We start from the raw sequence: 12521 nt of genomic DNA on the forward strand, positions 1-12521 counted from the left end.
GTTCTGTCCGGGCGGCGGATTTGCCGTCTCGGCCTGGGGTGTTCAGCGGTAAATCAGATCGCGTCGGCGTCCCGTTCGCCGGTCCGGATGCGGAGCGCGGTCTCAACGGGAATGACGAAAATTTTGCCGTCGCCGATGCGCCCGGTCTGCGCGGCGGAGGCGATCGCCTCCACGACGCGCTCGGCCAGGCCGTCTTCAACAACGACTTCAAGCTTCACCTTGGGGAGGAAGTCGACGACATATTCGGCACCGCGATACAGTTCGGTATGGCCCTTCTGGCGCCCGAACCCTTTTGCTTCCGTCACGGTGATACCGGATACGCCGACTTCGTGGAGCGCCTCCTTTACCTCATCGAGCTTGAACGGCTTGATGATTGCTTCGATTTTCTTCATCGGCGCTCTTCGACCTCCACATGCTGAACGCAAACGCGCGTCTTTCAATAAGCGTGCCAAATGGCGAATCGCAAGCTCTGCTGGCGAATTCATTTTGCAATGCACAATGACTGCTTCAATTTTAGGCAAAACAATTTGATTTGCCTAAAAAATGGGCATCTTTTGTGCCCAATCTTGATGCACGGCCACAAAAAGCCGTGACTGCGCAAAGCGCGGTCCTTTCGCGCCTGCACACGCTCTTCGGTGAAAACGGGGCCTTCTCTTCTCTGCAAATTTATGCACTATGGGTCTAAAGTTTGCAAAAAGCGGACATTGGACAAGGTGGAGGATGCGCATGCTGGTTTCGGCAGTTGACGGTCGTTTTGTGTCGTGCGGAGGGTTGGCATGATGTCCCGCCGCGAAGTCATGGCGGGAACGGCCGCTGCCGCCGCGCTGGCGGCAACCAGCGGTGCCAATGCCGCACGCACCAGCGCCAAGGCCGGGCTGATGCAAAGCCACGATGCGCTGGGCCTTGCCGAACTGGTACGCCAGAAAAAGGTGTCGCCCACCGAATTGCTCGATACCGCGATCGCCGCGACCGAAGCGCTCAACCCCAAGCTCAATTTCATGGCGCAGAAGCATTATGATTATGCCAAGGCCGCGATTGCTCGGGGCCTGCCGCAGGGGCCGTTCACCGGGGTTCCCTGGCTGCTCAAGGATCTGAACACCTATATCGCGGGCCTCCAGACCGGGCAGGGCAGCCGTTATTATACGAACAATCCGGGCAAGGAGACCTCGGAACTCGTCAAGCGCTATGAGCGCGCGGGGCTGGTGATCTTCGGCAAGACGACGACGCCTGAATTCGGGCTGACCCCCACCACCGAATCCAAGGCGATGGGCGCGACGCGCAACCCGTGGGATCCCGAGCGGACGACCGGCGGGTCGAGCGGCGGCGCCGGGGCTGCGGTGGCAGCAGGTGTGATCCCCGCCGCGCACGCCACCGATGGCGGCGGGTCGATCCGTATCCCGGCATCCTGCTGCGGCCTGTTCGGCATGAAGCCCAGCCGTGGGCGCGTGCCGATGGGGCCGCCGCGTACCGAGGGCTGGGGCGGCATGTCGGTGCATCACGTCGTCACGCGCAGCGTGCGCGACAGCGCGGCATTGCTCGACGCCACGCACGGAATTGAACCCGGCTCGCGCTACGGCGCGCCGACGCCCGAGCGCCCCTATCTCGAAGAAGTGATGCGCGAACCCGGCAAGCTGCGGATCGCGCTCAACGTCACGCCGATGGCGGGCACCCCGGTCGATCCCGAGGTGATTGAGGCGACGCGCGCGGCGGCAAAGCTGTGCGAAAGCCTTGGCCATCATGTCGAGGAAGCCGCGCCCAAGCTCGATCTCGCCGCGATCTCGCAGGCGGCCTATGCGATCATCTCGTCCTCGGTCGCCGCAGACCTGATCGCGCGTGAGGCGGCAACGGGCATCAAGCCCAGCCTCGACGTCGTCGAAAAGGCGACGCTCGCTTATTATGAAATGGGGCAGAAGATGACCGGCGTCGCCTTTGCCAAGGCGAATGGTGATCTTCAGGCGGCGGCGATCACGGTTTCGCGCTTCATGGACGATTACGACATCATCCTGACCCCGACGCTGGCCGCACCGCCCGAAAAGCTGGGCGTCCTTGGCCTCTCGCCCGAAGACGTGAATACCTATTATCAGGCGGTCGGTCAGTTCACGCCCTTTACCGGAATCCAGAACCAGACCGGCCAACCAAGCATGTCGGTGCCGCTCGGCATGACGAAATCGGGCTTGCCGATCGGGATCATGTTCTCGGCGCGCTACGGCGATGAGGCGACCTTGTACCGGCTCGCGGGGCAGCTCGAACGCGCGGCGCCCTGGGCAGGCCGCGTCGCGCCGATCCACGCCTGACAACAACTGAAGGGGGCTTCGGGCGCCGAGACGGCGTCCGGGGCCCTGTGACCCTTGGGGGAGGGGATAGATGGGGAAGAAGCTTTGGGTCGGGCTGGGTGCGCTGGCCGCGATCATCGCCACGCCATTCGGGGTGCTGGCATTCGCCAATCGTGAAAAAGTCGCCGCCCGGCCGATAGAGGGGCAGTCGACCGCCGCGATCCAGTGGGATGCGTCGTTCGCGCCGTCAGCAGTGCCGGGCCATGTCCCGCCGCTCTTCGGCCTGCCTGCGCAGGGCAATGCGCCAATGCACGGCGATGGGTATCAGTCCGATACGCATCCCGCCGCCGGGCCCTTTGGCCCCGGCCTTCAGGTCCGCACGCGCGCGGCGGGCAACGGGATGCCGCGGCTTTGCGCCACCTTCGTCTTCCGCTCGGATGGCCTGCCTGTCGCGATGTGCGGCGGGCTCACGGGGTTCCGCATCGTGCTGCTCGATCCCGAGACGCTCGAAGCGCTTGCCGTCCATGATCTGCCGATGCGCCCTTCGGCGTTTCAGGCGATGGTGCAGCGCGATATCGAGGTGGTATTCGGCGATTCCTCGGGCGGCGCCTATCTCTATCTCGACGACAAGGACCGCATCGTCCTTGCCGACAGCCGCCAGACGATCCAGCGCATCGCGGCGGTGCGTGAGGGTGGCAGCTGGCGCTTCGTCGTCGACAAGGCATGGGACATGCGGCCCCATGTTCCGCACGATTGCCAGAATTACGACAATTGGTTCCCCTCGGGCGCGTGCGACATGATCACCACGGTCATGCCCGGCCCCGACAAGCGGCTCTGGTGGGTAACGCGCAAGGGACGGGTGGGGACGCTCGATCCCGAAAGCGGCAAGGTGGCGCAGGTCCGCCTCGGGAATGAAGAGATTCAGAACGCGGTCGCGGTCGATGCCGGCGCGGTCTATGTGCTCAGCGATCACGCCCAATATGCGTTTTCGTCGGATGCGTCCGGAAAGCCGGTCGTGCTCTGGCGCCACGGCTATGACCGCGGCGGCGCGCGCAAGGTCGGCAGCATCAACCAGGGCAGCGGGACGACGCCGACGCTGATAGGCAACCGCTGGCTTACCTTTGCCGACAATGCCGATCCGCGCATCAACATCGTCGTACTGCGGCGCGCGGCGCTTGGTGCAGGCGAAAAGCGTGAAATTTGCCGTGTGCCGGTATTCGATGCGGGCGCCAGCGCCACCGACAATTCGATGATCGGCTGGGGGCGTTCGATCATCCTCGAAAATAATGCGGGCTTCACCAACGGTTATACCCAGGAGGATTGGGGCGCAATCCGTGGCGGGGTGGTGCGGGTCGATATCCGCGAGGATGAAAGCGGCTGCGATGTCGTCTGGACCTCGCCGCTCGTGTCGCCTTCGGTCGTCCCCAAGCTCGCGGCGGGCAATGGCATCGCCTATTTCTACAGCTTCGAAAAGGCGCCGGGCGGGGGGCAGGACTGGTCGATCGTCGGGCTCGATTTCAAGACGGGCAAGGAAGTGGTCCGTATCCCGACCGGCCGGGGCGCGCCGTTCAACAATAATTGGGGGTCGATCGCGATTGCGCCCAACGGCACGCTCTATGTCGCGGCAACGCAGGGGCTGATCCAGGTCCGCAAACGCCCGGCGGGCTGAGCCTCAAACCTTGCCCATCGCCTTTTGCCGATGGAATCGGCGCAGTCGTGATGCATCCCATCTGGGCCGCTTGGGCTGCGCCACATCGGCGGGGTAGGACGCCTGATCCGGATGCGATGGCGGATCGGCGGCCAGCGACAGCCATGTCGTCGCGCGCGCGATGAAGGGCAGGCGCAATTGCGCAAGCCGCCGACGATATTGCAGGGCGGGCCAAAGGCCGCGCGTCAGGTCGTGCGGAACCGCCGTGTCCGTGAGCCGGGTCAGCGTGCGCAACTGGGTGTGCAGCGCGCGTGCGGGATGCCCCTTGGGGAACAGCGTGGCAAGCCGCTGCCAGTCGATGCCACCGGGTCCATGCGCCAGCGCGGCGAGATCGAGCAAATGGCGCAGGTCGATGAGGCCGCGCCAATAATCGCGGTCCTGCAACTGGTCGTGGAGGATCAGCACAAAGGCCTGCGCCGCCGGGGTCGGCAGCCAGGCCATGTTCCCCTGCACCCGGTGCGGCACACATATTTTGCGCAATTGCCGGTAATCGCAGGTGGGCCATGGGCTTTTCAGCCGGGCATGCAGGTCGATCGACCCGACATCACTGTCGCGGGCGAGGACGATGGGGTTGGGTGGTTCGGCAAAAGGCGGGATGACCGCATATCCGGCGCGTTCGAGACATCGAATGGCGGCGGGCATCTGGCTTTCCGGCACCATCAGGTCGATGTCGGACAAGATGCGGCCATGCGGTGCGGGTTGGCCGGCGAGCGATGCCGCCCCTTTCAGAAGGATCGGCCTGATCCCCGAACGGTCGAGCCAGCCCACGGCCTCTTCCAGTTGAAGCCGCAGCCGCGCATTACGCTTTTCGACGCGCTCGAGCACTTCGCCCAGAAAGCCGCGCACATCATCGGGCATGGCGGTGCCGTGCGCCCATAATGCCTGCGCCAGCGTTCCGGTGGTGAGCGTTCGGTTGGCGAGCGATAGCATCGCATCCCAGTCCGGCCGTCTCGGCACATGCCCGGCCAGCGCGGCCATCAACTGGCGCAGCGCGCGCAGATCATTCATGGCGCGGCAGCCCGGCGAGCAGCGCGGCCGCCTCGTCGGCATCGGAATAATGCAGCGTCAGGCACCGGGCGCCGGCCGCGATGGCACGCAGGGGCGCGAAGATGGCGGGGGTCATGACGCCCGAAGGCGATCGTCCCTCGCGCACCAGCGTCTGCAGCGCCGCCACGGGATCGCGCGCCGTGATCCGCGCGCGCCCTTGGCTGGATCGGCGCAGTTCGACGATCCAGCCAACCGGCAGGGGCATGTTCTGAATGGGCGCGGCGGGAGGCAGATAGCGCACCGCGCGGTCGTCCAGTCGCATATGTTTCTCTGTATCGGCATAATCTGCCCGGTCGCGCACGCGCCGCCAGGCGCCCGCCTTGGCGGTGATCGCAAAGGGCAGCCCCGAAACCTCGCCACTCGGGTGGATGGTCACGATATCGTCGCCGCCATAGCCGAGCCCCTGGTCGATGAGCGCCAGCGTCAGCACGCTCTTGCCGGTGCCCGGCGGACCGCACAGCAGCATCGCGGTATCGCCCCGGATCAGGCACGCGGCGTGCAGCGCGGCAAGGCAGTGCGGCCCCGCAATCGCGCTTTCGACGATAAGCGATTTGAGTAGCGGCCCGGCCTGATCGGCGCGCGCGATCTTCATCGGCGCATCGGGGCGGCCCACGAGCGCCATCCCGGCAAATTCGTGGATATGGTATGGCGGCGATGCATCCTGCCCGCCCTCGAGATGCCGGAACATCGGGGCGACCCGCATCGCCAGCCCCCGGTTGCCATAGGCGATGGTGGCATCAACGCCGGGCAGGGCGATGCGTTGACAATGCGCGGGCGGCGGCAGGCTATCGGGCCGCGCCTCGGCCAGCCCGTCGCGGCTCCATGCGACAAGCACCGGGCGCAAGAAATCCGCTGCGGCCGCGCGCGCGATGCCGCAAGCGACAAGATCGTCCACCAATGTGTCGAAGCTGGCCGGATGCGCCAATATCCGCGCCAAGATTGCAGCATCGGCATTGAGCGCCATCAGCTTTTGCGTGGCTTCGCTGAACAGTAGATGCCGGTCGGCGAGCTCGGTCAGGTGGCAATCAACGGCAAGGCCAAAACGCGGCTGGAAGCCAGTGCGCGTTCCGGCCATTGTTCGCACTCTATTCCCCCCGTTGCCGCGCGAAGTGACTCAATAACCGTTCAGATATTCTTCTTCCCGCCGCGTCCCGGATTGCCGGGGCCGGTACCGGGGCCATCGTTGATCGGCGGATTGCCCGGCGGTTGCGGGTCGGGGCCATTGCCCACACCATTATTGCCCTTGCCGCCGCCATTACCGCCGCCGCCGCCGCCGCCGCCTCCGCCCGTTGATTTCGCGATGGCGGGGGAGGACAGCGAGGTCGACAGCAGGATCGTCATTGCGGGCGGCACCGTCAGTGCAAAGCGCCCGCAATTCTTCAGGAAATTGCGGCGATCATCGCCGTCGGGGGGCGGGGTTTGCACGGATTGAGGGTCGCTTGGCATGATGCGCTCCGGATTCGGGTGCCGGCGTCGTCAGCGGCGCCGTCGCATCAGATTCAGGCGCACGGGGCGCCAAGTCAACGCGGCTAGCCTTAATAGCCGGGCGCCGGAATGGCCGACGCCCGGGGGTTATATCATCTGGTATAAGCTCAACGGGCGGCGCGCGCGGCGGCCTTTTGGGCGTTTGGCATCTTCGCCTTTCCTTCCAGTGCGATGCTGTGCGCCTTCGCCCAATTGGCCTGATCGATCACGAAGTGGCGGATCGCCTCGGCCTGCGCCGCATCCATCGCCGGGGCAAAGCTTACCATCCCGCGTTCGCGCAGCATGCCGTCGATCACCACGCCCTTCCAGCTATCGGCATCGGCCAGCGTGGCCGAATGGCGCAGGTCGGGCGTCACCCCGCCGCTCACCGCGCTTTCGCCGTGGCAGACGCTGCAGAACCGGCCGAACAACGCCTTGCCGCTGGCGATCTGCGCGGGCGTGCCGGTGGCGGGCGGGGGGCTGAGCGGTGCTGCGGCCTGCGCGGTGATTGCGGGCAGTTGCGCCGTGCCACCGATCTTGAGCACGATCAGCCGCGAGATGGTGGGAACCGGGCCATAGGCGCCCCCGGCATAGCCCGCGCTCAGCGCCCAGGCGCCGCCCTTGCCCGTGGTGAAGGCGATATATTGTTCGCCCTTCACGGTGAAGGTGGAGGGCGCGGCCATCACGCCCGACTGGACGGGCAGGCTCCATAGCGGCTTGCCGCTGTCGGCGGCATAGGCGCGGAATTCGCCCAGCGCGGTGCCCTGAAACACCAGATTGCCGGCGGTTGCCATCGTACCGCCATTCCACGGCGTCGTATATTCAGCGCGCCATTTCACCGTGCCGCTAACGGGATCGATGGCGACCAGGGCGCCCTTGGTCGCCGCGATAGCCGCCTTGATCGCGGCGGGGTCGCGCGGCATCCCGTTCTCGCTCATATTGGTGCCGACGTTGAACCCGATCTTCTGCGCCCTGGCATCGTCGGGGCTGAGCGGCGGCAGATAGGCATAGCTGATATCGTTCGCGGGGATATAGACGAGCCCGGTCTTCGGGCTGAAGCTCATCGGCTGCCAGCTATGCGCGCCGATCGGGCCGGGGGCGGCGAGAAAGGGTTTGCCGGTGCGATAGAAACGCGCCTCGGGGGCTTCATTGGGACGCCCGGTCGCAAGGTCATATCCGCTCGCCCAGTTGATGTTCTTCACGAACGGGCTGGCGGAGATCAGCTTGCCGGTCTGCCGGTCCACGACGAAGAAGAAGCCGTTCTTGGGCGCCTGCATCAGCACCTTGCGCGGCTGCCCGCCGATTGCGAGATCGGCGAGGATGATCGGCTGGGTGGCGGTATAGTCCCAGCTTTCGCCCGGGGTCTGCTGGTAATGCCACAGATATTCGCCGGTATCGGGTTTGAGCGCGACGATCGAGGACAGGAACAGATTGTCGCCCGTGCCGTCCGATCGAATGCCGTGGTTCCACGGATTGCCATTGCCGACGCCCAGATAAAGCTGGTCGAGTTCGGGGTCATAGACGATCGCGTCCCACACGGTGCCGCCGCCCCCCGAGCTTTTCCATGCCCCGCCCGCAGACCATGTCTTGCCCGCGCTCTGCAACACCGTGTCCGATATCTCGCCATCGGCCGCGCCGGTGGCGTTGGGCACGGTGTAGAACCGCCATTTCTTGGCGCCGCTGTTCGCGTCATAGGCGGTCACGTACCCGCGCACGCCGAACTCGGCGCCGCCATTGCCGATCAGCACCATGCCCTTCACCACGCGCGGTGCGCCGGTGATCGTATAGGGCTTGGTCTTGTCGGTGGTCTGGACGCTCCACAGCTGCGCGCCGGTGATCGCATCGAGCGCGATCAGCCGTCCGTCGAGCGTGGCGAGATAGAGCCTGCCCTTCCACGCCGCGACACCGCGGTTGACGACGTCGCAACAGGCGTCGACGCCCTTTTCGGGCGGCACCTTGGGATCAAAGCTCCAGAGCGGCCGTCCGCTCGCCGCGTCATAGGCGAAGACCTTTGACCATGGTCCGGTGACATAGAGCACCCCGTCGATCACGATCGGGGTGGCTTCCTGCCCGCGCTGATCGGGCAGGTCGGCAAACCAGGCGATGCCAAGCTGGCCGACATTGCCGTCGTTGATCGTGGTCAGCGGGCTGAAACGCTGTTCGTTGTAATTATAGCCAACGGCCGGCCAGTCGCTGCCATCGCCCCCGCTCGTCAGATAGGCGGCGTCGATCTTGGAAACGCCCGTGGCGCCCTTGGGCGGTTGGTCGGGTGGATTGCCATTGCCTTGCGAACAGGCCGCGAAAACAAGCCCCATGCCAAGGGCAAGCCACTGACGCATCTGCTTCCTCCCCGATCCGGTATCCGGTTTCGGGGGCAGTCTGCGTCAAACTGACAGCGCTGTCATCAGCGATTTGCCCCTTCAGGGCACGGGCTCAGTAAGGCGGCTGGTCCAACCCGGCGGGGCTCTTGGTAAAGATCTCGCAACCGTCCTCGGTGATCCCGATCGAATGTTCGAACTGCGCCGAAAGCGTCCGGTCGCGCGTCACCGCGGTCCAGCCATCGTCGAGCATCTTCACCGCGGGCTTGCCGATGTTGATCATCGGCTCGATCGTGAAGAACATGCCGGGCTTCAGCTCGGGGCCGGTGCCGGGGCGGCCGGCATGGACGACTTCGGGGGCGTCGTGGAACATCTGGCCCAGCCCGTGGCCGCAGAAATCGCGCACCACGCCGTAACGATGCTTTTCGGCATGGCTCTGGATCGCGTGCGCCACATCGCCCATGCGGTTGCCCGGTTTGGCCTGTTCGATGCCCAGCATCAGGCATTCATAGGTCACATCGACAAGGCGCTTGGCCTTGATGCCGACATCGCCGACCAGATACATGCGGCTGGTGTCGCCGTGCCAGCCATCGACGATGGGGGTCACGTCGATGTTCAGAATGTCGCCGTCCTTCAGCACGCGGTCGCCCGGAATGCCGTGGCACACGACATGGTTCAGCGAGATGCAGCAGCTATGGGTATAACCACGATAGCCGAGCGTCGCCGGAATGCCGCCGCCGCGCAGCGTGTGTTCGCGCACCATATCGTCCAGCTCGCCGGTCGTGACGCCGGGCACGACATGCGGCACCAGCGCGTCGAGGATCTCGGCGGCCAGCCGGCCGGCCTTGCGCATGCCTTCGAACCCCTCGGGGCCGTGAAGCTTGATCGCATGGGTACGCGCGCGGGGGCTGGTTTCGCTGGCAAGGACATATTCGGTCATGCGCGCGATATAGTTGCGGCGCGCCCTTTTTGCGAGCCTTCAATTTGCCATTCGGCGCAACTTTGGGCGCCGATGCGCGAATACCGCCATCGTTGCCGCTTCATATCGCCTCCGCGCGATGTTAGGGGAGGGGGCATGAGCGCAGAACGCATTTGGACCGCCGGCATCGTCATCATCGGGGACGAGATTCTTTCGGGGCGCATCGCCGACAAGAATGTCGCGCAGATCGCCGTCTGGCTCAACATTCAGGGTATCCGGCTGGCCGAGGTGCGGATCGTCGCCGATCGTACCGAGGCGATTGTCGAGGCAGTGAACGAACTGCGCGCGCGCAACGATTATCTCTTCACCACGGGCGGCATCGGGCCGACGCATGACGACATCACGGTCGACGCGATCGCGCAGGCGCTGGGCGTTTCGGTGGTCATCCACCCCAAGGCGCGCGCCGCGCTCGAAAGCTATTATGAACATCGCGGCGGGCTGACCGATGCGCGGCTGCGCATGGCGCGCGTGCCCGATGGCGCGACGCTCATCGAAAACCGCATGTCGGGCGCGCCGGGCATCCGCCACGGCAATATCTTCATCATGGCGGGGGTGCCGCATATCACTGCGATGATGCTCGACGCGCTGTCGGGCGTGCTCGAAGGCGGCAAGCCGCTCCTGTCCGAAACCATCGGCTGCTGGGTGCCCGAAAGCGAGGTCGCCGATCTTCTCAGTGCAACCGAGCGGGCGCACCCGCAAACCCAGATCGGCAGCTATCCCTTTTTCCGCGAAGGCCGCGTCGGCGCCAACTTCGTGATCCGCTCCACCGAAAGCGATGCGCTTGCCGCGTGCACCACCGCGCTCGCCGACGCGCTGGACGCGGACGGGCGCGAGGCGGTTCTGGGTGGAATCTGATTCGATCTCGTAACGACTTTCGTGCAGCCGCGCCCGGTCAGTCCCGCGCGACTCGTCTGACCGCTGTGACAAGTTCGTTACGGATCAGTATCTTGCCATTTCGTGCTTGGTGTGCCCGAATTTTGCTGGCATGCGGCTGAAATATTCAGAATGAACATAATTGTTCATCGCTGAAAAATGGCTGTTTTGGGGCGTTTCAACTATCAACCGGACGTGTGCGCACGCCGGGCTGTCTTGGGGGTGGGGACAAGACTGTACCGTACGGCTAGGTTTGGCTGACGGCTCGAATAGGTGAGGCAGCGCCGTAACGAAAATCGCCGATTATACAGGTCGGGGGACAATAGGGTCGTGGACGAAATCATATTGAAAGGGCTGCTCTATCGCAGGGCGGCGGTGCTTCAGGACATCTGGCGCGGGGCCGGCGTGGTCACCCGCCTGCGCGAGGATCTGGTGCATCTTGAGGCGGTGATCCTCATGATCGATCCCGAGCACAAGTTTGATGATAGCGTGATCGAAGACGAGATTTTCGAGGAAGAGCTGCATAGCGACCTTTTCCCGATCGAGAATCTGGATCTGCTGCCGCGCACCCGTTTTCACTGAAAATTCGGGCGAATTCTACCACTTCTGAATGGTTGAGTAATTCTTAATAGGCCCGCGCGCTTTGCCGCCGGCTTGCCTAGCCTTGCCTGCTATAAGTGGTGAGGTAGTTTGCGTGAAAATCATAAGGGTGAGGATGTCCGAAAGCCGGGGCGCCGAAGGCGTGCGGCGGACGGCGCGGTTCGATGACGACGAGATCTGGTGGGATATTGCAGGGCCGCCCGCCGCGCTGCCCGGCCCGCTTGCGGTACACGACATGGCGGCCACAGCGCTCATCTTCCATGCCATGGGCAGCGGGCGCGATCTGCACGTCGATGGCCCGGTGTCGCGCGGGCTGCTCGCCCGGCTAGAGGAATTCGTCACCTCCTGGTCGCTCTGGCGTCCCGATCTTTACGCCCCCATTCAACTCAGCGCGGCCGAGGAAATCGACGTGCCGGTCGCCCCTGCGCAACGGGGCACGGCGGTCGCCGCCTGCTCGGGCGGGGTCGATAGTGGTTTCACCATATGGCGTCACCACCGGGAGTTGGCCGGGCGCAATACCCGGCGGCTGAAGGCGGCGGTTTTCGTCCACGGCCTCGATATCCCGCTCAACCGCTCGCGCGAATATGAAAGCGCCGCGCGCAGCGCCGAGGCGGCGATGGCCTCGATCGGGCTGCCCTTTGCGCGGGTGCGCACCAACTGGCGCGAACGCGCGTCGCGCGTCTGGACGATGGAATTCGGGGCGGGGCTCACCGCCTGCCTGCGCAACTGGCAGGGCGATGTCGACAGCGCGCTGATGGGCTCGGATGAGGATTATGCGCATCTCGTCATCCCCTGGGGCACCAATCCGATCACCTGTGCGCTTTTGTCCTCGCCCGATTTCGAGGTGGTGTGGGACGGCGGCGGCTATGGCCGCACGGCCAAGGTCGAAGGGATCAGCGACTGGCCCGAGGCACTCGATAATCTGCGCGTCTGCTGGCAGAACGCGTCGGAAACCGCCAATTGCGGCCGGTGTGAAAAGTGCATTCGCACCAAGCTCAATTTCCGCGCGCTCGGGCTGCCGCTGCCATCGTCGCTTCCCGGTGAACCCGGAACCGGGCGTATCATGACGCTGCGCGCCACCAATGCGGTGCAGGTCGCGCAGTTGCAGGACATCGCGCATCACGCGCGGCAACGGGGCGTGGCCGATGGCTGGCTCCGCGCGCTCCGCGTCTCGATCCTGTGGAACAGCGCATGGAACGGGGCAAAGCGTGCGCGACGCGCGGTCTTCCCGCGCCGGCGGGGCAAGACGTTCTGAGCGC

Annotated in this window: 11 protein-coding genes; 5 read left to right on the forward strand and 6 right to left on the reverse strand. The window is 65.0% G+C overall.

Features of this window, described 5'->3' with window-relative positions; translation table 11 throughout:
- Window positions 1-53: 53 nt before the first annotated feature.
- Window positions 54-392, reverse strand: coding sequence for a P-II family nitrogen regulator (locus QYC26_RS13840; protein WP_317512808.1), 339 nt, complete (start codon window positions 390-392; stop codon window positions 54-56).
- A gap of 384 nt (window positions 393-776) precedes the next feature.
- On the opposite strand from QYC26_RS13840, the gene QYC26_RS13845 reads away from it, so the two are divergent.
- Together QYC26_RS13845 and QYC26_RS13850 are read left to right on the forward strand one after the other, a co-directional pair.
- Window positions 777-2294 (forward strand): amidase, encoded by a 1518-nt coding sequence (locus QYC26_RS13845; RefSeq protein ID WP_317512809.1) that lies wholly within the window; start codon window positions 777-779, stop codon window positions 2292-2294.
- A gap of 70 nt (window positions 2295-2364) precedes the next feature.
- Window positions 2365-3942: a hypothetical protein gene (locus tag QYC26_RS13850; RefSeq protein ID WP_317512810.1), complete on the forward strand. Its 1578-nt coding sequence runs from the start codon at window positions 2365-2367 to the stop codon at window positions 3940-3942.
- A gap of 3 nt (window positions 3943-3945) precedes the next feature.
- Here QYC26_RS13850 and QYC26_RS13855 read toward each other — a convergent pair whose 3' ends face one another.
- The 5 genes from QYC26_RS13855 to map all read right to left on the reverse strand — a co-directional run bounded on the left by QYC26_RS13855 (window position 3946) and on the right by map (window position 9750).
- Window positions 3946-4989, reverse strand: a complete 1044-nt coding sequence (locus tag QYC26_RS13855) for a nucleotidyltransferase family protein (protein WP_317512811.1) — start codon at window positions 4987-4989, stop codon at window positions 3946-3948.
- On the reverse strand, window positions 4982-6103 hold the full coding sequence (locus QYC26_RS13860; protein ID WP_317512812.1) for a hypothetical protein: 1122 nt from the start codon (window positions 6101-6103) through the stop codon (window positions 4982-4984). The genes QYC26_RS13855 and QYC26_RS13860 overlap by 8 nt, the downstream gene beginning before the upstream one ends.
- Window positions 6104-6153: 50 nt before the next feature.
- On the reverse strand, window positions 6154-6474 hold the full coding sequence (locus QYC26_RS13865) for a hypothetical protein (RefSeq protein ID WP_317512813.1): 321 nt from the start codon (window positions 6472-6474) through the stop codon (window positions 6154-6156).
- A gap of 146 nt (window positions 6475-6620) precedes the next feature.
- On the reverse strand, window positions 6621-8831 hold the full coding sequence (locus QYC26_RS13870) for a PQQ-dependent dehydrogenase, methanol/ethanol family (RefSeq protein ID WP_317512814.1): 2211 nt from the start codon (window positions 8829-8831) through the stop codon (window positions 6621-6623).
- A 94-nt stretch (window positions 8832-8925) separates the two neighbouring features.
- On the reverse strand, window positions 8926-9750 hold the full coding sequence (gene map, locus QYC26_RS13875; RefSeq protein WP_317512815.1) for a type I methionyl aminopeptidase: 825 nt from the start codon (window positions 9748-9750) through the stop codon (window positions 8926-8928).
- 135 nt (window positions 9751-9885) lie between these two features.
- On the opposite strand from map, the gene QYC26_RS13880 reads away from it, so the two are divergent.
- From QYC26_RS13880 to QYC26_RS13890, 3 genes are all read left to right on the forward strand, one after another.
- Window positions 9886-10644, forward strand: a complete 759-nt coding sequence (locus tag QYC26_RS13880; protein WP_317512816.1) for a competence/damage-inducible protein A — start codon at window positions 9886-9888, stop codon at window positions 10642-10644.
- A gap of 348 nt (window positions 10645-10992) precedes the next feature.
- Complete coding sequence (locus QYC26_RS13885; protein ID WP_317512817.1) at window positions 10993-11244, forward strand: hypothetical protein; 252 nt, start codon at window positions 10993-10995, stop codon at window positions 11242-11244.
- A gap of 133 nt (window positions 11245-11377) precedes the next feature.
- Window positions 11378-12517, forward strand: a complete 1140-nt coding sequence (locus tag QYC26_RS13890) for a hypothetical protein (protein ID WP_317512818.1) — start codon at window positions 11378-11380, stop codon at window positions 12515-12517.
- Window positions 12518-12521 lie beyond the last annotated feature (4 nt).

The organism is Sphingomonas sp. C3-2, from assembly GCF_033025475.1.
Taxonomy (GTDB): Bacteria; Pseudomonadota; Alphaproteobacteria; order Sphingomonadales; family Sphingomonadaceae; genus Sphingobium_A.

Bases quoted from the DNA above. Each gene is read 5' to 3' on its own strand.
- QYC26_RS13840 (WP_317512808.1), bottom strand. From the start codon at position 392: ATGAAGAAAATCGAAGCAATCATCAAGCCGTTCAAGCTCGATGAGGTA.
- QYC26_RS13845 (WP_317512809.1), top strand. From the start codon at position 777: ATGATGTCCCGCCGCGAAGTCATGGCGGGAACGGCCGCTGCCGCCGCG.
- QYC26_RS13850 (WP_317512810.1), top strand. From the start codon at position 2,365: ATGGGGAAGAAGCTTTGGGTCGGGCTGGGTGCGCTGGCCGCGATCATC.
- QYC26_RS13855 (WP_317512811.1), bottom strand. From the start codon at position 4,989: ATGAATGATCTGCGCGCGCTGCGCCAGTTGATGGCCGCGCTGGCCGGG.
- QYC26_RS13860 (WP_317512812.1), bottom strand. From the start codon at position 6,103: ATGGCCGGAACGCGCACTGGCTTCCAGCCGCGTTTTGGCCTTGCCGTT.
- QYC26_RS13865 (WP_317512813.1), bottom strand. From the start codon at position 6,474: ATGCCAAGCGACCCTCAATCCGTGCAAACCCCGCCCCCCGACGGCGAT.
- QYC26_RS13870 (WP_317512814.1), bottom strand. From the start codon at position 8,831: ATGCGTCAGTGGCTTGCCCTTGGCATGGGGCTTGTTTTCGCGGCCTGT.
- map (WP_317512815.1), bottom strand. From the start codon at position 9,750: ATGACCGAATATGTCCTTGCCAGCGAAACCAGCCCCCGCGCGCGTACC.
- QYC26_RS13880 (WP_317512816.1), top strand. From the start codon at position 9,886: ATGAGCGCAGAACGCATTTGGACCGCCGGCATCGTCATCATCGGGGAC.
- QYC26_RS13890 (WP_317512818.1), top strand. From the start codon at position 11,378: ATGTCCGAAAGCCGGGGCGCCGAAGGCGTGCGGCGGACGGCGCGGTTC.